The organism is Ruegeria sp. AF5 (genome assembly GCF_056541905.1).
In genome coordinates, this window is the sequence record NZ_JBQFYZ010000001.1 from 408,564 (window position 1) to 426,883 (window position 18,320).

Annotated in this window: 18 protein-coding genes; 9 read left to right on the forward strand and 9 right to left on the reverse strand. The window is 59.3% G+C overall.

The genetic code is table 11. The features are described 5' to 3' along the window. Positions 1-4 precede the first annotated feature (4 nt). The 5 genes from ACR0DS_RS02010 to ACR0DS_RS02030 form a co-directional block, all read right to left on the reverse strand. Positions 5-544, reverse strand: a complete 540-nt coding sequence (locus ACR0DS_RS02010) for a DUF2478 domain-containing protein (RefSeq protein ID WP_480557593.1) — start codon at positions 542-544, stop codon at positions 5-7. 70 nt (positions 545-614) lie between these two features. Continuing rightward, positions 615-1,280: an NnrU family protein gene (locus ACR0DS_RS02015; RefSeq protein ID WP_480557595.1), complete on the reverse strand. Its 666-nt coding sequence runs from the start codon at positions 1,278-1,280 to the stop codon at positions 615-617. A 106-nt stretch (positions 1,281-1,386) separates the two neighbouring features. Further along, positions 1,387-3,453 carry an ABC transporter permease gene (locus ACR0DS_RS02020; RefSeq protein ID WP_480557597.1) on the reverse strand — a complete coding sequence of 689 codons (2,067 nt, stop codon included), beginning with the start codon at positions 3,451-3,453 and terminating at the stop codon, positions 1,387-1,389. Continuing rightward, positions 3,450-4,499: a quaternary amine ABC transporter ATP-binding protein gene (locus tag ACR0DS_RS02025; RefSeq protein ID WP_480475875.1), complete on the reverse strand. Its 1,050-nt coding sequence runs from the start codon at positions 4,497-4,499 to the stop codon at positions 3,450-3,452. Before ACR0DS_RS02025 ends, ACR0DS_RS02020 begins: the two co-directional genes overlap by 4 nt. 10 nt (positions 4,500-4,509) lie before the next feature. Further along, entirely contained in the window at positions 4,510-5,460 is a 951-nt protein-coding gene (locus tag ACR0DS_RS02030; RefSeq protein ID WP_209504562.1) for an ABC transporter substrate-binding protein, read from the reverse strand. Positions 5,461-5,878: 418 nt separating this feature from the next. Here ACR0DS_RS02030 and ACR0DS_RS02035 point away from each other — a divergent pair, with 418 nt between their 5' ends. Beyond that, positions 5,879-6,541 (forward strand): DNA-3-methyladenine glycosylase I, encoded by a 663-nt coding sequence (locus tag ACR0DS_RS02035; protein ID WP_209597830.1) that lies wholly within the window; start codon positions 5,879-5,881, stop codon positions 6,539-6,541. Between the two features lie 42 nt (positions 6,542-6,583). Then, positions 6,584-7,270 carry a hypothetical protein gene (locus ACR0DS_RS02040; protein WP_480557599.1) on the forward strand — a complete coding sequence of 229 codons (687 nt, stop codon included), beginning with the start codon at positions 6,584-6,586 and terminating at the stop codon, positions 7,268-7,270. Here ACR0DS_RS02040 and ACR0DS_RS02045 read toward each other — a convergent pair. Next, positions 7,267-7,680 carry a c-type cytochrome gene (locus ACR0DS_RS02045; RefSeq protein ID WP_480486343.1) on the reverse strand — a complete coding sequence of 138 codons (414 nt, stop codon included), beginning with the start codon at positions 7,678-7,680 and terminating at the stop codon, positions 7,267-7,269. The two genes, ACR0DS_RS02040 and ACR0DS_RS02045, sit on opposite strands and share 4 nt — an antisense overlap. Before the next feature lie 97 nt (positions 7,681-7,777). Between ACR0DS_RS02045 and ACR0DS_RS02050 the strand changes: the two genes are divergently transcribed. Further along, a complete protein-coding gene (locus ACR0DS_RS02050) occupies positions 7,778-8,215 on the forward strand; it encodes a DMT family transporter (RefSeq protein ID WP_480557601.1) in 438 nt (145 codons plus the stop codon). Here ACR0DS_RS02050 and ACR0DS_RS02055 read toward each other — a convergent pair. Next, the gene (locus ACR0DS_RS02055; protein WP_480486346.1) at positions 8,199-8,885 is read right to left on the reverse strand and encodes an ABC transporter ATP-binding protein; all 687 of its coding nucleotides are present in this window, start codon (positions 8,883-8,885) and stop codon (positions 8,199-8,201) included. The genes ACR0DS_RS02050 and ACR0DS_RS02055 overlap by 17 nt on opposite strands. Continuing rightward, on the reverse strand, positions 8,878-10,173 hold the full coding sequence (locus ACR0DS_RS02060) for a lipoprotein-releasing ABC transporter permease subunit (RefSeq protein WP_480545762.1): 1,296 nt from the start codon (positions 10,171-10,173) through the stop codon (positions 8,878-8,880). Before ACR0DS_RS02060 ends, ACR0DS_RS02055 begins: the two co-directional genes overlap by 8 nt. Before the next feature lie 355 nt (positions 10,174-10,528). Here ACR0DS_RS02060 and ACR0DS_RS02065 point away from each other — a divergent pair, with 355 nt between their 5' ends. Continuing rightward, positions 10,529-10,888, forward strand: a complete 360-nt coding sequence (locus ACR0DS_RS02065) for a hypothetical protein (protein WP_267366022.1) — start codon at positions 10,529-10,531, stop codon at positions 10,886-10,888. Positions 10,889-11,016: 128 nt separating this feature from the next. On the opposite strand, the gene proS is transcribed toward ACR0DS_RS02065, so the two are convergent. Next, the gene (gene proS / locus ACR0DS_RS02070) at positions 11,017-12,357 is read right to left on the reverse strand and encodes a proline--tRNA ligase (protein ID WP_480557603.1); all 1,341 of its coding nucleotides are present in this window, start codon (positions 12,355-12,357) and stop codon (positions 11,017-11,019) included. Positions 12,358-12,526: 169 nt separating this feature from the next. Between proS and ACR0DS_RS02075 the strand changes: the two genes are divergently transcribed. The 5 genes from ACR0DS_RS02075 (at position 12,527) to ACR0DS_RS02095 (ending at position 18,312) form a co-directional block, all read left to right on the forward strand. After that, positions 12,527-13,891: an FAD-dependent oxidoreductase gene (locus ACR0DS_RS02075; protein WP_480545764.1), complete on the forward strand. Its 1,365-nt coding sequence runs from the start codon at positions 12,527-12,529 to the stop codon at positions 13,889-13,891. Beyond that, complete coding sequence (locus ACR0DS_RS02080; RefSeq protein WP_480557605.1) at positions 13,891-14,865, forward strand: isopenicillin N synthase family dioxygenase; 975 nt, start codon at positions 13,891-13,893, stop codon at positions 14,863-14,865. The genes ACR0DS_RS02075 and ACR0DS_RS02080 overlap by 1 nt, the downstream gene beginning before the upstream one ends. 89 nt (positions 14,866-14,954) lie before the next feature. Then, positions 14,955-16,028, forward strand: coding sequence for an AI-2E family transporter (locus tag ACR0DS_RS02085; RefSeq protein ID WP_267365997.1), 1,074 nt, complete (start codon positions 14,955-14,957; stop codon positions 16,026-16,028). Beyond that, the gene (locus ACR0DS_RS02090; RefSeq protein ID WP_480557607.1) at positions 16,029-16,718 is read left to right on the forward strand and encodes an HdaA/DnaA family protein; all 690 of its coding nucleotides are present in this window, start codon (positions 16,029-16,031) and stop codon (positions 16,716-16,718) included. Positions 16,719-16,767: 49 nt separating this feature from the next. Then, positions 16,768-18,312 carry a Ppx/GppA family phosphatase gene (locus ACR0DS_RS02095; protein WP_480537395.1) on the forward strand — a complete coding sequence of 515 codons (1,545 nt, stop codon included), beginning with the start codon at positions 16,768-16,770 and terminating at the stop codon, positions 18,310-18,312. Positions 18,313-18,320: the final 8 nt, after the last annotated feature.

Consider the following 18,320-nt stretch of genomic DNA (forward strand, 5'->3'; position numbering starts at 1 on the left):
TTTATCAAATGCTTAGGAGGTTATATTCCGCCACCGGACGCAGTTCCGAGACCTTGTTGAACCACGCCTCGATTGCTTCCAGATCCGCCGGGAGGGCTTCCGCTGCGCCTTCGGCGAAAGCGTTGAATTTTTCCGCGTTCAACCCGTTCACGCCGACCAGCACCGGAATATCCAGCGCCAGCGCTTCGCCGATCACCGGGCGGAACCCCCGCCCATCGGATTCATGTTTGCCGAATTTGTTGATAATCAGCAGGTCCGGTGCGTTCGCAAGCGAGGCGGTCACATATCCCACCGCCTGTTCCAGTGCTGCGGGGTCCAGACGGCAGCCGCGCGACTGGGTGCCCAGTGATTGTGAGATTCGGATGGTTTCACCATCCGGCAACACGCGGACATCCATGTCGCACTTGCTGCTGTCGGTACATTCCGTGTTCGTTTGCACGACACCGGCCAGTTTCGCGCCAGACGCCAGCAGACGTTCAGCAACAGCGCTGAGCAGGCGATCCGTCGCGCCGCGGTCGGTGGTGGTGACATAGGCCAGATGCATCTTGGACCTCTTGTAAATCGATTGTGACGTTTCAAATAGCACGCAAGGCGCTGCCCGACCACTCCCCCAGTCAAGGAAGCGGCGACAGACCAATCACAGGTGCGTGCAGGTGAAGAAGAACCGCATAAACGGCCAGTGCGGTCAGCCAGACCCAAGGGCGTGGCCAGGGTCGCGGTGAGCGGAGTGAGAACCGCGACGTATTTCGGGACAACCGGACCCATTCAAAGCCCATCTCACGCGATTTACGCCTGTCGATCAGGTCCATGCCCATAACAGAAAATCCGGCAAACAGGCCGAACAGAATCACATGTGACAGGCTTCCATTGGCCAGAAGATGCGCCAAGGACCACAACAGCAGCGCGGCAAGGATCGGGTGGCGGGTGGTGCGCAGAATACCGGGGTGTTCGGGGTCAAAAGGCCTTTTGCCCATCCCACCAAAAGAAAACGGGTTCTGGATCGCAAGCCCGGCCACAGCCAGCCAGCACACCACGGGCATGATCAGTATTGGCACCCAGCGCAAGACTGCGAACGGCGGAATGACCTCGACATAGGGGGCGTTTGCAGCGGCGACAATCAGCCAGGCCAGCACGGCCAGCGACAGAAGTGAATAGGCCGCGAAATACCCCCGGCGCCCGAGCGCGCCGATCAGCCAGCCCCGCACGGTGGGCCGAATAGGAATTGCATGGCTGAGTAGGAAAGCGATGAGTGCTGCAAGAAACAGGCCCCAACCGGTCATGATATTCTCCAAACGTGTTGGGGTCGGTCTAGACTGGGAGGACAGCGACTTCCTTGCCCGAAATCAAGTTGGGTCGCAGGGGCGGATACGCCGCCCCTGCCCTGTATTACAGCCCAAGCGCCGCGCGGCGTTCTTCGGCAAAGCCCTGAACGATGCGGTCGGCGATCAGTGCCAGAATCGCCATCGCGGCCCCGGCAGATATGCCCAATCCTACATCCGCCTGACCCAGTGCCAGATAGATCGACTGCCCCAAACCGGTGGTCCCGATCAGTGCCGCGATAACCAGCATGGCAAAGGCATAAAGGATGGTCTGGTTCAGCCCCAGCAGAATGGTCGGCGCCGCGTAAGGCGCCCGCACATCGCGCATGATCTGCCACTCGGTCGCACCGCTTGAGATTGCGGCCTCCATCATCTCATCCGGTGTATTGACCAGCCCGTGCCGTGTGTAGCGGATCATCGGGACAATCGCATACGCACAGATCGCCAGAAAGGCCGAGAACTCACCAATCTGGAACACCATCAGCACCGGGATCAGGAACACGAACAGGGGGATCGTCTGCAACATATCGCAGATCGGGCGAACCACGTTCCACACAGGCTGCCATACCGCGCTGGCAAGACCGATCGCCCCCCCTGCCAAAGCGCAGGTAAACACTGCTGCACCGCTAAGATAAAGCGACAGCAGCGCCCTTTCCCACAGGCCCGAGACGAGGATGGTGCAGAGCAGCCCCACGCAGAGCGCGGCCAGACGCCAGCCCCCGGCGACCCAGCCCAGCGCGGCAGCGCCGGTCAGGACAAAGGGCCAGGGCAGGTTCGCGATGCCGGTTTCCAGCATTCCGATCAGGATCAGAACGACCAGCCCGCCAGTCAGCCGCCCGCGCCACGCCATCAACAGCGCAATCCCGGCACCGGCCGCGAACAGGCCATAGCTCATGCTCGACGTCCACTGGAAACCCCATGTGAAGGGCAGCACCGCCTGATCTAGCCCGATCCGAAGCGGTAGCAATACATAGAACAACGAGTTGTTCTTGAGGGCGTCCAGCCACTGGCCGTTGGCCTGCGTGAACGCGGTCAGGCCGCTGTCCACGACCTCGGCCATCGGGCCCAGCAGGGTCAATTCCGCAGGGTTTGGCAACCACGCCCAGAAGGCCGCAGTGAAGACAACAGCAAAGCCCAGCATCGCCCAGACAACGCGGCTGTCATAGCGTTTACGCTCGGTCGCCAAAGTGCCGCTCATCCGGTCGATCACCACCGCAAAGACCACGATAACCAGACCCGCCATCAGCGATTCGCCGAACTGCGCCTTGCGCATGGTCAGCAGAACCTCCCAGCCGATATCGTTGAACCCACCGATGACAGCGGCGATGATAACCATCGACAATGCGGCCATCAGACATTGGTTCACACCGACCATGATCTGAGTGGTGGCGGCAGGGATTTCGACCTGGAACAGCTGCTGGAACCGAGTGCCGCCAGACATGATGGCCGCCTCTTTTATTTCGGGCTCTACCCGTTCCAATCCCAGCATCACATTGCGCGCCATTGGTGGTGCGGCATAGATGGCCGAAGCAATCAGACCAACAACAGGACCAAATCCAAACAGCAGCAGCAGCGGTGTCAGATAGGCAAAGGTTGGCACCGTCTGCATGATGTCCAGCACGGCCTGCACAAAGGATTTCACCTTTTGCACTTCGTTGGCGAGGATGCCTATGGCGCCCCCAATGACCAGCGCCACAGGGACAGACACGGCGACAAGCGCCAGCGTATTCATGCTTTCGGCCCAATAGCCCGAGGCCAAAACAAAGCTCAGGCCCAGAAAGCCAAGTGCGGCCATGGACAAGCCGCCCAGATACCAGCCCAACGCGGTCACGATCCCGATCAGAATGGGCCATGGCGTTTTGCCCAGCACGAAATTCGCCCAGTTCATTGGGTGGGTCATCAGGTCCGAAAACAGCCGCATTGCCGGTTTGATCAGGTTCAGAAACCAGTCCAGAAACGCGCCAACCCATTGGGTTGCAGGCAGTTCCCACGCGGCGGGCCACTTGACCAGCCACGGGGCGATACCCTCGAGCGCAAGGCAAACTGCACCGACGATAACAGTTATCAGGGCGGCCTTCGCACCTGCCGTCAACTGCGCACTGCGCCGTGTCGGGAGGTCGGTTATGGCGGTCATGTCTCGTCCACCTGAAGAGCTGCGGCCAGATCGGACGGATGCACCGTGCCAACGACATTGCCCGCCTCATCCCGCACGGGCACGGGTTCATACAGCTCCATGCAATGCGCAAGGGCTGCGTCCAGCGTCATCGAGGTGGTGAGGCCGGGATCATCCGGGCCACATTCCGCCTCGCTCCGCATGACCGAGGCGACCTTGGCGTGCTGACCTTTGGCGACATCCTTCGAGAATTCGCGCACGTAATCATCCACCGGGCGCAACACTATGTCAGTGGGCGTTCCGATCTGAACAATCTTGCCGTCGCGCATGATGGCAATGCGGTCGGCCAGCTTCAGCGCCTCTTGAATGTCATGGGTGATAAAGACGATAGATTTCTTCAGCGTCGCCTGAATGCGCAGGAATTCATCCTGCAACTGGCGGCGGATCAATGGGTCGAGGGCCGAGAACGGTTCATCCAGAAACCAGATATCAGGATTTACGGCGAGGCTGCGGGCAATGCCCACACGCTGACGCTGGCCACCTGAAAGCTGGCGCGGAAAACTGTCTTCGCGCCCTTCCAGACCGACCAGGGAGATCACCTCCTGCGCGCGCGCCAGCCGTTCCTTCTTGCCCACACCCTGCACGCGCAGCGGATAGGCCACGTTTTCAGAAACGGTCATATGCGGGAACAGGCCGAAATGCTGGAACACCATGCCCAGTTTTTTGCGGCGCAACTCGGTCAGCGCCTTTTTTGAGGCTCCGATGACATTTTCGCCATCCACCCGAATCTCACCACCTGTGCCCGGCAACAGCTGCGAGATGCAGCGGATCAGCGTGGATTTGCCCGAGCCCGACAGGCCCATGATGACGAAAAGTTCACCTTCCTGAACCTCGAAATTGGCATCCTGAACGGCGGGGATCAGCCCCTGTTCCCGAAGGGCGGCGGCAGCCTTGTCGGCGTCATTCCCTGACCGAGACAGCGCGTCGGTCAGGGCTTTGTCAGCGCCGGGGCCAAACACCTGCCAGAGATTCCGGCAGGCGATGGCTGGCATAGTCGTGTCCGTCACTTACGCGGGCTCACTGGGTTGCCGCGTCTACAACCGGACGCCATTTGCCTTCGTTTTCAGCCATCCATGCGGCGACAACTTCTTCGACCTTTCCGCCGTCAACGTCGATCGCGCCCATCATCGGCTGCTGGTCTTCAACCGCCAGCTGATAGTTGGTCAGGATTTCAAAGGCTGCTGGCCATTTCTCTTCCATACCGCTCCAGCCGGCTTTGAAGATGCGCGAGGGAGAGAAGTCGCAGTCATTGACAGCGTTCGGATTCGGGCCCCAGGCCGGATCACTGAAGCACGCCTCTTCACCGGCGGGCAGTTCAACGAACTGAACGTCATAGGCCGACATCGCCCAATGCGGCTGCCAGAAGGTGATCAGCAGTGGCGATTTGCGTTCGGTCGAAGCGCGCAATTCCGCGATCAGCGCCCCTTCGGACCCTGCTGGTACGGCTTTGAACGGCAATTCCAGACCGGTCATGCGATCCGCGCCCGGAGTACCCCAATCGGCCGGGTAGTCGACCAGACGACCACCGGGCAGAGTTTCCGCCGTCGCAAAGACCTGTGCACAATCTTTCAGCGCTTCCCATGCGGGCAGGCCCGGGCACAGATCGGCCACATGCGCCGGGTATGCGATGCCTTCCTTGGCATCCAGACCCAGATCACCGATTTCGACCACAGTGCCTTCACCGATTTTCTTGGCGTATTCATCGGAAACGTTGGAAGACCAGATTTCCAGTGTCGCGTCGATGTCGCCATCGGCCAGCGCCTGGAACTGGTTCATCATGCCAGCGGTCACATATTCGACGTTGTACCCGGCTGCCTTGAGCATCTCACCCGCCACATGCGTGGTGACGTGCTGGCCGGTCCATTCGTTGATCGCCAGTTTGATCGGTTCATCCACGGCGCCCATATCCGCCGCCTGCGCCGCGCCTGCAACGCTCAGAGCCATTAGGCTTACACTTAGTTTTTTCATGGACTTAACTCCCTGTCATATTTGTTTTGCCCATCCCGGCAAGGATTTTCCCGCCGGTCTTCCTGTCTGATGACAATGCCATGCCGCAGCATGCACAAATTTGGCTGGAAAAGAACAGTGATCCGTTTCCAAATTGTGGAAAAGATCTTTCTGCCAGATTGTTCCCCCCTCCCGGCTCCCTTTACGCATCCAACCCGGCTAGCCCTTGTTTCATTTCGCTAAGACGGGACATTGACTGACGAGTCAATCAGAAAACATTTTGCCACCTTTTGTCGAGAACTTCTTTCGAAAATCCGCATTTTTCTGCGAATCCAGTTATTCGTTGGGCTGCCTCAAATCTGGACACGGTCAGATTTTTCATTGCCAAACAAGAACAAAAGATAAACATTTATAGTCGGGCAACATCAAGGTTAGACAGATGCGAACGTTTGACGAAATCTTTGAAATCGCAGCCGTGCGCCACGGCGGTCCAGAAGCACTGGACGCAAAACTGAGCAAACCGAAAACCCCCGCGGAACTGGCAGCGATGCCTGAGGACCGCTGGCTGTCGGTCATCACGAAATGCATCTTTCAGGCCGGTTTCAACTGGAAAGTCATCGAAAACAAATGGGACGGGTTCGAAACAGCCTTTGACAGGTTCGACGTGGGGCGATGCGCGTTCATGGATGATGAGAAGTTTGACACCCTGTTGCAGGATACGCGCATCGTCAGGAATGGAACCAAGATCGCGGCTGTACGGGATAACGCTGCGTTCCTGCTTGAGCTGCGCGAGGAAGGCGGCGTGGGTAAAGTGCTGGGCGGCTGGCCATCTGATGACTACGTCAATCTTCTGGCCATGTTGGCCAAACGCGGGGCCCGACTGGGCGGCGCTTCGGCACAGTACGCGATGCGGTTTGCCGGGAGGGACAGCTTCATTCTGTCCCAGGATGTCACCGCCCGCCTGATTGCCGAAGGTGTGATCGACAAGCCTGCCACCTCGAAGAAAGCGATGGAGGCGGTTCAGAACGCCTTTAATACATGGATGGGTCAGTCCGGGCGATCACTTACGGAAATCAGCCGGGTTCTGGCCATGAGTCTGTGAAAACGGTTTGCGGAATACCCGCAGCGGAATAAGATTCAACTTATGGTTCTGCGTGTATTCTTTGCTTCTCTTTTGTTGCTGGCCGCCTGCGGTCGTGAGTTGACCGAGCAGGAGCGCGATTTTGCGGAGACCATTCAGGGGGGAACCCTGAATCTGGATCACATCCGTCTGGTCGAAGGTGCCCCGGTTACCAACGTGACGTATTTCCGCGAAGAACGCCCGCGACTGGCCTGCCGCGAGCGCATTCTGCCCCCGGTGGACCCCGGGCCGGTGACGGGCAAACCTGCCGCCGTGGCCCTGTTCAACAAAGTTTATTTTACCCGCGACTGGTATCTGGAGGACTATATGTCCGACTTTCCGGATCAGATGAACCTGCTGGCCGCGATGCTTTTGGCCCACGAGCTGACGCATGTCTGGCAATGGCAGAATCGCCGGACCACCGGTTACCACCCCCTGCGCGCTGCAGCGGAACATGGGGGCCGGAGGGATCCATATCTGTTCGACCTCGAAACCTCTCCCGATTTTCTGACCTACGGATTCGAACAGCAGGGCGCGATCGTCGAGGAATACGTGTGCTGTCGCGCGCTGGCCCCTCAGGCCAAGCGCACCAAACGACTGCATGACATGCTGGGCGTCCATTTTGATCTGTCGCCCCTGCCGGAACAGGGGCGCGAGCGCCCGGTCCTGATCCCGTGGAGTGAAGCCAGGATCGAGGGGATTTGCAGTTAGTTCCGGGCGCGCTGCAGGGTTTCCAGATATGCCACCAGATCAACGATCGGCTGGCTGGTCAGGATCGGCTGACCTTCCGGTGTTTTCATGGATGTGTCCTGCCCGTCAAAATAAGGGCCATAGACCGGCATCGGGCTGCCATGGCTGACCAGCGGGTCCCTGCCGTCGATGCGGGCAACAACGCGGGCGGTCGGGAACACCCCGCTTTCGCCGGACAATGCGGTCAGATCGGACGGCTGAACAACCAGCACGCTGGCCATCGGCCCCTGCCCGGTTGCGTCAATCCCGTGACAGGTCGCGCAGTAATGCAAATAGAGTTCCTCTCCGGTCACGGCATCCTGCGCCCAAGCAGCCTGTGCGGCAGCAGCCGAAACCCCGAGAACCAGCATACCGATCGTTGCCTTGAACATCGTATCCTCCTGTCACAATTGACATTTGCAGGGTTGCCCGACAGGCATATGGGCGCAATGATCCAGATCAACGAAACAGGTGCAGAGGGTTCGGGCAATGACACAATACGCAGCCATCATGCTGGCCGCCGGATTTGGAATTCCGATACTGGCCGCTCTTAACGCGGCCCTTGGCAAGGTCATCGGATCACCAACAACTGCAGCCGTGGTGCTGTTTGCAATTGCCCTGGCCGCCTCGGCGCTGACCATGCTGTTGTTTCCCGGTTTTGCAGCCTTGTCCAAGGTTGCGCAGGCCCCGAAACACCTGTTGTTCGCTGGCATCCTGATTGCATTCTATGTGTTGTCGATCACCCATGTCGCCCCGCATTTCGGTGTGGGAAACGCCGTGTTCTTTGTCCTATTGGGGCAATTGACCAGTGCCGCGGCAATCGATCACTTCGGCCTGTTCGGCGCACAGGTGGCGCCACTCACCCTGATGCGGGCGAGTGGTATCGCGGTCATGGCCATCGGTGTTGCAATCACTCAACTGGCCTGAGCACGCCGCCCTCAAGCCGGACCATTCGGTCCATGCGCGCCGCCAGTTCGAGGTTGTGGGTCGCGATCAACGCCGACAATCCCTCGTCCCGCACCAGTGTCATCAGCGCATCGAACACCTGATCCGAAGTTTCAGGGTCCAGATTGCCTGTCGGTTCGTCAGCCAGCAAAACACGCGGCGCGTTGGCAAGCGCCCGGCAAAAAGCCACGCGTTGTTGTTCACCGCCCGACAGCGCCGCAGGGCGGTGGCTGGCGCGCGGGGCGACGCCCACACGGTCCAGCAAGTCCAATGCCCGTGCCTGAGCAGCTTTTTCGGACGCGCCATTGGCCAGTTGCGGCAATGTGATGTTTTCCAGCGCCGTAAACTCGGGCAGCAGGTGATGGAACTGATATACGAACCCGATATCCTGCCGACGCAACGCCGTTCTGGTTCGGTCGCCCTTGCCGTTCACATTCTGCCCCCCGATTTCCACGGTTCCGTTGTCGGGCCTATCCAGCAGACCGGCGATGTGCAGAAGCGTCGATTTACCCGCCCCTGACGGCGCAACCATGGCCACAGCCTCACCCGCGCGCAGTTCGAGGTCGACCCCGCGCAGAACCTGCACCTCGCCCGGTGTGCCTTTGAGGTAGGTCTTGGTCAGACCGTTCAGTCGCAAGGTGACATCATTCATAGCGCAGCGCCTCGACCGGGTTCAGCCGCGCCGCGCGGCGGGCGGGGAAATAGGTGACGATGAAAGACAGGCCAAGCGACAGGCCCGTCGCCTTGAGCACATCGCTCAGATGCAGTTCGGCCGGCAGGGCGTAGATGCCACGGATCGACGGATCCCACACGCCACCGCCCATCACGTAGTTTACGAATGAGAAAATCGGATCAATGTAGATTGCAAAGAGGCATCCCAGGATAACCCCCATTGCAGTGCCGATCAGGCCGGTGAACGCACCGCAGATGAAAAAGACACGCAGAACCGATCCTTCGCTCAGGCCAATCGTGCGCAGGATACCGATATCGCGCCCTTTGTTCTTGACCAGCATGATCAGGCCCGAAACGATGTTCATCGCAGCAATCAGAACGAGGATCGACAGGATGATGAACATCACATTATCCTCAACCTCGAGCGCGCGCAGAAAGCCGCCGGATGCGTCCTGCCATGTCCAGATCTGGCTGCGCTCGCCCGACGCCTCAAGAATGGGAATCAGGATCGGGCCAAGATCTTCGGGCTTGTCCACCATCACTTCTATCTCATCCGCCACACCTTCACGGTTGAAAAAGCCCTGCGCCTGCGAAAACGGCATGTAGACGCGGGTGCGGTCGATGTCATAGCGACCGGCCGAAAACACATAGACAACGCGATAGGCATTCACGCGCGGCGACGTGCCAAAGGCGGTTTTGACCCCGTTGGGCGAGGTCAGTTTGACCACATCCCCGACAGTGACCCCGATGCTGCGGGCCACACCCGATCCAATGGCGATGACATCCTCACCCGTCTGGAAGTCCGACAGGTCCCCCGCCGCCTGTTCCGCCTGCGCGATACCCGGCAAGTCGAGCAGATCGTCGGGTCGGATGCCAAACACCTCGACCCCGCTGCTGCTGTCGCGGTTGGTGATCAGCACCTGCCCCTTCACCAGCGGTGCGGCACGCTCAACTCCGGGCACCTGCGCTATGCGGTCGGTGCGTTCCTTGTAGTCGGCAATTGTTCGATCCACCCGGCCCTGCGCGTCAAATTCACCCGAGGAATAGACCGTCACATGCGCATTGGCACCCAGAATGGTGCCGACGAATTCAGAGCGAAAACCTGAACGGACAGCCAGCGTTGCAATCAGCGCAAACACGGCAAGCGTGATCCCGATCAAAGAGATCCATGTCATCACGCTGACACCGCCTTCGGCCCTGCGCGCGCGCAGATATCGCCAGGCGATTTTCCATTCAAAAGGGGCAAAGGGCGGGGGTGTCTTGGCCATGCCTGCTCCGGGTTTTCTTGTTTGCGGCGACCCTTTCGGCATTTCGCCCAATGGTCAAGCCGGTTGTCACTCTGAACTGGCTCCTCAGCCTGAATGAGCCGAATCGTTGCTGGACATGACCAAAATACACGTGCAAAACAGGTGTCTTCTAATTCGGGCGCTACACCATGAGTTGTGAAGCGCATCACAGACAGAAGGTGATTGTTTCAGGTATGACGTTAATCATCGCACATCGTGAGCCACTGAATCGTAAAGGCAACAATAAGTGCGAAATTTTATTACTCTTTTTGATTATTTTCAGAAACTTTGCCACCCTAACCATGGGGGAACACATTTAAAGAGCGGGGGTCGCTCAATGAATTTACGAATTTCAACCAATGGCGCGGGTGCAATTTCGACCCGTCAGGCTTCAACAGAATTGGATTGTGAGACCGCAGCCTTGCTGCGCGCGGCCATCCGGCCGATCTTTGTCACCGCAGCAAGCTGGGGCAATCTGGCAGACATCCTGAAAGACAAAGGATATCGTCTGGTGTTCCGGCAGGGCCGTTTGTGTATCACGGATCGGGCAACCGATGCGCGGATTTGCGGATTGCGCTTTCTGGATATCGAGTTTCGCGAACTGATCAGCCGCCTTGGCCGCCCGATTGTTGTGGCCACAGGTGACGGAGCCAACGGAGACGTCCTGGCCGAGCGCCCGACGTCGGATCAAAACTGAGAACCGACCGACTGACGCGGTCGGCCTTCAGGTAGCCTGGGAAGGGCCGCCAGGTCTGAGCCTTCGGCACCCCTTCCGGATCACGGGGCGTGTTTCAACGCCCGCTTCATGCAGCAACTGATGGTCGCTCAGGCGATCTGCTGGTAAATCTCAGCAACTTTGGTAACGGCCGCCTCGGGGCTCAGTTCCTCGCTTTCGCCGGTACGGCGGCAGGTCAGTTCAACCACACCATTCTTCAGACCACGCGGGCCAACCGTGATGCGCCAGGGCAGACCGATCAGGTCCATCGTGGCGAATTTGCCGCCTGCGCGTTCGTTGCGGTCGTCATAGAGCGGCTCCAGACCCAAAGCTGTCAGCGCCGTGTAGATCTTGTCACAGGCTGAATCTGCTTCTTCATCGCCCTGCTTGAGGTTGACGATACCGCAATGGAATGGGGTCACGCCCTCGGGCCAGATGATGCCCTTGTCGTCATGGCTGGCCTCGATGATTGCTCCTACAAGGCGGCTGACACCGATACCATGGCTGCCCATGTGAACCGGAACCGGTTTGCCATCCGGGCCTTGGACAGTCGCGCCCAAGGGATCGGAGTATTTGGTGCCAAAGTAAAAGATTTGACCCACCTCGATGCCACGCGCCACGCGGCGACGTTCTTTGGGGATCTGATTGAACAGCGCCTCGTCATGGGTTTCATCAGTGCGGGCGTATTTCGAAGTGAACTCTTCCAGAATGGCCTGACACTGTTCGCGGTTGTCATAATCGATGTCACGGTCGCCAAAGGTCAGGTCAGTGACAGCACTGTCATAGAAAACTTCGGATTCGCCGGTATCGGCCAGAACCAGGAACTCATGCGTGTCATCGCCACCGATGGGGCCGGAATCGGCGCGCATCGGAATCGCCTGAAGTCCCATCCGTTCATAAGTGCGCAGATAGCTGACCAGATGGCGGTTATAGGCGTGCAGCGCATCTTCCTTGGTCAGGTCGAAATTGTATCCGTCCTTCATGTAGAATTCACGGCCCCGCATCACGCCGAAACGCGGGCGGATTTCATCGCGAAACTTCCACTGGATCTGGTAGAGCGTCAGCGGCAGATCCTTGTAGCTGCTGACGTGGCCGCGGAAGATATCTGTAACCAATTCCTCGGCCGTCGGCGTGAACAGCATGTCCCGGTCATGCCGGTCCTTCATCCGCAGCATCTCCTGACCGTAATCGTCATAGCGCCCGGATTCACGCCACAGATCCGCCGACTGGATGATGGGCATCTGGATCGCGATGTGACCGGCCCGCGCCTGTTCCTCGTGGACGATGTTTTCCAGCTTGCGCAGCACTTTGAAGCCCAGCGGCAACCAGGAATAAATCCCGGCAGAGGCCTGCTTGATCATCCCTGCACGCAGCATCAGCCGGTGGCTGACGATCTGAGCCTCGGACGGGGTTTCCTTGAGAACGGGCAGAAAGTAACGGCTCAGGCGCATGGACGGACCTTCAAAGGTAAGAATTCGACTGGACAGGTGATTATGCCAAAGCCCCGCCGGGGGCAATCGCGCATTGGTGTTTTTCCGACCTTGCGGCAGTCGGTTTTTTGATTGACCCGCCAATCGGGAATCCCAATGGTAGCGGAAACGCAAATTCCATGAGGCGCCAATGCAGACCATTCAGGAACCCGCACGCCAAATCCCCGTCATTCATCAAACCGATGTTCTGGTCGTCGGTTCCGGCCCCGCCGGGTTGGCCGCAGCGCTTGCAGCGGCACGTGCGGGGGCCGAGGTATCTTTGATTGATCGGTTCGGCTGCATGGGTGGCAACATCACGGCGGTCGGCGTCGAAGGATTTGCCTGGTACCGGCACGAGCAAACCGTCGAGGCAGGCGGCATCGGGATGGAGTTCGAAACCCGCGCCAAGGAGATGGGGGCCGCCGTTCCGGAAAGCCAGTCGCTAAGTTATGAGTTGGACAGCGAAGGCTTCAAACTGGTCGCCGACAAGCTGGTCGAAGAGGCGGGCGTGCACCCGATGCTGCACCGACAATTCGTCGCGCCGATCCTGGATGGAGACCGGATCACCGGCGTCATCACAGAATCCAAGGCCGGGCGCGAGGCGATTTTGGCCAAGGTCGTCATTGATGCCACCGGCGACGCGGATGTAGCCCATCGTTCGGGCGCGCCGACCCACAAAACTCCGCGCGAGGACATGATGGCGGCCTCGGTCATGTTTCACCTGGCGGGCGTTGACAAGCGGGCCTTTATGGAAGGTGTGAAAGCTGACCCGCAGACCTACAAGGACTGGGGCGGCGGCGGAGAGTGGAACATTGAGACCTCGGGGAAAGAGGACGACATGTTCTCACCCTTCGTGCACAAACCGTTCCAGCAAGCGATTGATGAGGGGCTGATCCCGCCGCACCTGAATACCATCGCCGGAACCTGGGGCGCGATGCATGACACGGGCGAGCTGACCTACATGAACCTCATCCATCTGGCCGAGATCGATGGCACCGACCCGGACAGCCTGACGCGCGGCGAGATTGAAGGTCGCCGCCAGACCATGCTGGCCATCGAGGCGCTGCGCCGGTTCATGCCCGGTTGCGAAAACGCGCGTTTGCGGAATTTCGGGATGACCATCGGCATCCGCGACACCCGCAAGATCGACGCGGTTTACAACATGACCGAAAACGATGCCCGCCATCAGGGCCGGTTCGAGGATACAATAGGTATCTATCCCGAGTTCATCGACGGCTATGGCATTCTGATCCTGCCAACTACGGGGCGGTACATGCAAATCCCTTATCGCTCGATGCTGCCCAAGGGCATCAAAGGCCTGCTGGTTGCAGGACGGTCGCATGGCGCGGACCGGGTGGCACATGCCGCAACCCGAAACATGGCTTGTTGCGCGGTCTTAGGTCAGGGCGCGGGCATCGCCGCTGCGGTCTCACTGAAAAGCAATCAGGAGCTGGACCAGCTGAATCTGGCACCGGTTCGCGCTGAATTGCAACGCCAGGGGGTGAGGATTCACTGATGGACAGTATCCCAACGATTGATATCGCGCCTTTGACTGCCCCGGGAACCGCAGCCTATGACGCGACGGTCCGTTACATCCTTGCGGCCTGTCAGGGGATCGGCTTTTTGTCGATCACCGGGACAGGCGTATCCCGGCAGACCGTGGATCAGGTACGCCAGATCACCCGACAGATTTTTGCCGTCGATGACGCGCAAAAATGGGATCAGGCCATCACCCGCGCCAACTATCGCGGCTATATACCCATGGGGTTTTTCACACCCAATGATGGCTCGGGCAAAGCCGACAAATACGAGGGGTACAAACTGCATCACGAGGTCGCAGCAGACGACCCGGTGCGTGAGGATTGCGCGTTATACGGGCCAAACCTCTGGCCCGACGGTGTACCCGGTGCGAAAGAGGTCATTCTGGGTTACTGGCGGCAACTGGATCGCGTCACCGATCTGTTGCTGGGCGCGTTAGAGGCGGGACTGGATCTGAAAGCCGACGCGCTGCGCAGTGCATTCCGGGTCCCGATGACCAACATGACCCTGCTGCATTACCCGCCACAGGCCGAGGATGAGGCAGGCTATGGTATCCATCCGCACAAGGATACCGACGCCTTGACCATCATTGCCCCCGATCCGGTGGGCGGGCTTGAGGTGCAGACCCGCAACGGCGGCTGGATCACGCCCGACTGCCCGCCCGGTGGTTTCGTGGTGAATATCGGCGACATGCTTGAACTGTGGTCGGGCGGGCGGTTGAAATCCACGCCCCATCGGGTTGTGAACCGATCGGGTCAGGAACGGTATTCTTTTCCCTTTTTCGCGGTGCCCCGTCACGACGTCGTCGTCGCGCCTTTGCTGCCACCCCTGCCCGGCTTTGATCGTCCGGCGGTTCATTGCGGGCACTGGTCGGCCGAGATTTGGCGCACCAACTGGCCCGATGAGACCGCCACCAAAGACACGCCTGAATTGGGAACCTTGCGCGGCTGACCCCTGCAAACCCAAGCGCCATGAACCGCTTGCATCATGGGCTTTGATGCGCCAAGAACACCTGCAAGGGCCTGAACAAGGGGATCGCCATGGCTTTGCCGGTTAAGGATCAGCTGAGATACTGGAGCATCGCCGCTGCGGTTTTCGCGTTGATCCTGTGGGCCCTTGGCGATGTCTTGTTGCCTTTTGTCATCGGCGGGGCCATTGCCTATTTCCTTGATCCGGTCGCTGACCGGCTGGAGCGGCTGGGCCTGTCGCGTATGGCCGCCACGGCGGTCATCACGGTCGTCGGTGTTCTGGGATTTGTACTGGCAATTCTGATGGTGGTCCCTGCGCTGATCACCCAGTTGCTGGATCTTGTCGATGTACTGCCTGATCTGTTCAAACAATTGCGCAGTTTCATAGAAAAACAATTCCCGTCATTGCTTGACCGGGAATCAAGCACGCACGCGATGCTGGTGTCCTTTGGCGAAACGCTGAAATCCAAGACCGGGGACGTTATGCAAACGCTGCTGACCTCGCTGGGTTCCGCGATCAACATCGTTGTTCTGTTGGTCATTGTGCCGGTCGTGGCCGTCTACTTGCTGTTGGACTGGGACCGCATGACCGCCCGCATCGGAGAGCTGCTGCCACGTGACCACGCCCCCATCATCAGGCGGTTGGCGGGTGAGATCGATGCGGTTCTGGCCTCGTTCGTGCGCGGCATGGGAACAGTTTGTTTGATCCTTGGCACCTATTACGCGGTCGCACTAATGCTTGCTGGTCTGCAATTCGGCCTGATTGTGGGTTTTATCGCGGGCCTGGTCACGTTCATACCCTATCTGGGCGCCCTTATCGGAGGCTCGCTGGCCATCGGGCTTGCGCTGTTTCAGTTCTGGGGCGACTGGGCTCATATCGGGCTGATCGCGGGTATCTTTGCCATCGGGCAGGTCACCGAGGGCAATTTCCTGACACCCAAGCTGGTCGGCAGCTCTGTCGGGCTGCATCCGGTTTGGTTGCTGCTGGCCCTGTCGGTCTTTGGCGCGCTGTTTGGCTTTGTGGGCATGTTGGTGGCAGTCCCGGTCGCCGCAGCATTGGGCGTTCTGGCCCGCTTTGCCACATCGCTATACCTCGACAGCAGATTGTACACTGGTCTTGAAGGTCTGGATCAGGAAACCGAATAAATGGCCCGACAACTCAGCTTTGATCTGCCCGCCAAAACTGCGCTCGGGCGAGAGGATTTCTTTGTGTCACCGGCCAATGCGCTGGCGGTGGCAATGATCTCGGCCACGTCCTGGCCCGGCAACAAACTGGTACTGAGTGGGCCCGCTGGCGCGGGCAAAACCCATCTGGCCCATGTCTGGGCCGCTGAAACCGGCGGTCGAATCCTTCAGGCCAGAGACCTGAGTTATGACGATGTGCCAGACCTGGCGCGCATGCCGATCGCGATCGAAGACGTGCCTTTGATCGCCGGTGATCTCGAGCTGCAAAAAACGCTGTTCCACCTGCACAATCTTGTTCTGGCCGAGGGGCACCCCCTGCTGATGACAGGCCGTCTTGCACCGAAATTCTGGGAGTTGCCGCTGGCCGACCTGCAAAGCCGGGTCGAAGGCGCCCATCACGTCGCACTGGATCCGCCCGATGACGCATTGCTGGGCGCAGTACTTGCCAAGCTGTTTGTCGACAGGCAGCTCAACCCCGGCCCCGATGTCATCGCCTATCTTGTCAAGCATATGGACCGGCGGTTTGAAAGCGCAGCCGACGTTGTATCCCAACTGGACCAACTGGCCCTGGCTGAAAAACGCGACATTACACGCGCGCTTGCCATTCGCGTACTGAACACGGCCCCGGATGAGGTCGAGACCAATGATTGACCCGCTGACGTCAATTTCGCATCCTCAGGCAGAACTATCTGGAACACACATGGATCAGACCGTCAAAACCGATATCCCGGACTGGGGAACGTTCGGAAAGCCCCTGTTTGACAAACCGGACGCACGGGCGCTGTCGCGCGTCGGGGTTGTCGATGTCGGGTCGAACTCGGTCCGGATGGTCATTTTCGACGGGGCGGCCCGATCACCGGCCTATTTCTACAATGAAAAGGTCATGTGCGAACTGGGGGCGGGCCTGTCCGAAACCGGGCGACTGAACCCGCGTGGCCGCGAACGCGCCTTGTCGGCACTACGACGGTTCCAGCACCTGGCAATGGATCTGGATTTGCCCGGTTTGCATGTTGTCGCCACCGCTGCTGTGCGCGAAGCCTCGGATGGGCCCGAGTTTTGCGATCAGGTGCAGGCTGAAACCGGTTTGCAGGTGTCTATCATTGACGGTGACGAAGAAGCCCGCCTGTCGGCGCAGGGTGTCCTGTTGGGATGGCCCGGAGCTTATGGGCTGATCTGCGATATTGGCGGATCGTCGATGGAATTGGCCGAAATCGGCGGTGGTCAGGTCGGCCGTCGCGTAACCTCGCCGCTTGGGCCGCTGAAACTGCGCGACATCAAAGGCGGGCGGCGCGCGCGAAAAGCGCATATCAAGGAAACGATGGAGGATCTGCGCAATCAGATGGGCCAGCAGCGAGACCGTTTGTTTCTGGTCGGCGGCAGCTGGCGCGCCTTTGCGCGGCTGGACATGCTGCGGCGGGGCTATCCGCTGAACGTTCTGCATGAATACCGCATGACCACCAAACAGGTGCGCGAGACGATCAAATACATCGAAAAACACGATGGTGAAAAGCTGCGTGCTCAGGCGGGCGTGTCGAGCTCGCGCATGGCGCTTATCCCGTATGCGATGGACGTTCTGGCGCGGCTGATCCGCACGTTCAAACCCAAAGATATCGCCATCTCAAGCTATGGGATTCGCGAGGGGTTGCTATATGAGCAGATGCCGCAGGAAGTGCGCGATCGCGACCCGCTGATCGAAGCCAGCCGGTTCTCGGAAGCCAAGGACGCGCGCCTGCCCGGATTTGGCAGCAATCTCTATGATTTTGTCATCCCGCTGTTCAGATCGGCACCGCCCAGCAGAGTGCGCCTGATCAAGGCGGCCTGCCTGCTGCACGATGTAAGCTGGCGCGCGCATCCCGACTATCGGGCCGAGGTGTGTTTCGACAACGTCACGCGCGCCAATCTGGGTGGTTTGAAGCATTCCGAGCGTGTCTTCATCGGATTGGCACTGCAACACCGCTATCGCAACAAACGGGAAGGCAATCGGTTCTCTCGGCTTTACGAATTGCTGGATGAAAAAAGCCAGAAACAGGCCGAGATTTTGGGCAAGGCCATGCGGTTTGGCGCGATGCTGTGGATGCACAACGATGCCAATATGGGGCAGCTCAAGTTTTTCCCCAAAAAGCGAGAGCTGGAACTGTATCTGCCCGAGGCCGCAGCCCCCCTGTTCAGCGAAGTGGCAGAAGCCCGGTTAAGCGCCTTGGCAGCAGCGCTGAAATCTCAGACTCGCGTGATTGTCAAAGGCTGACTCTTGAG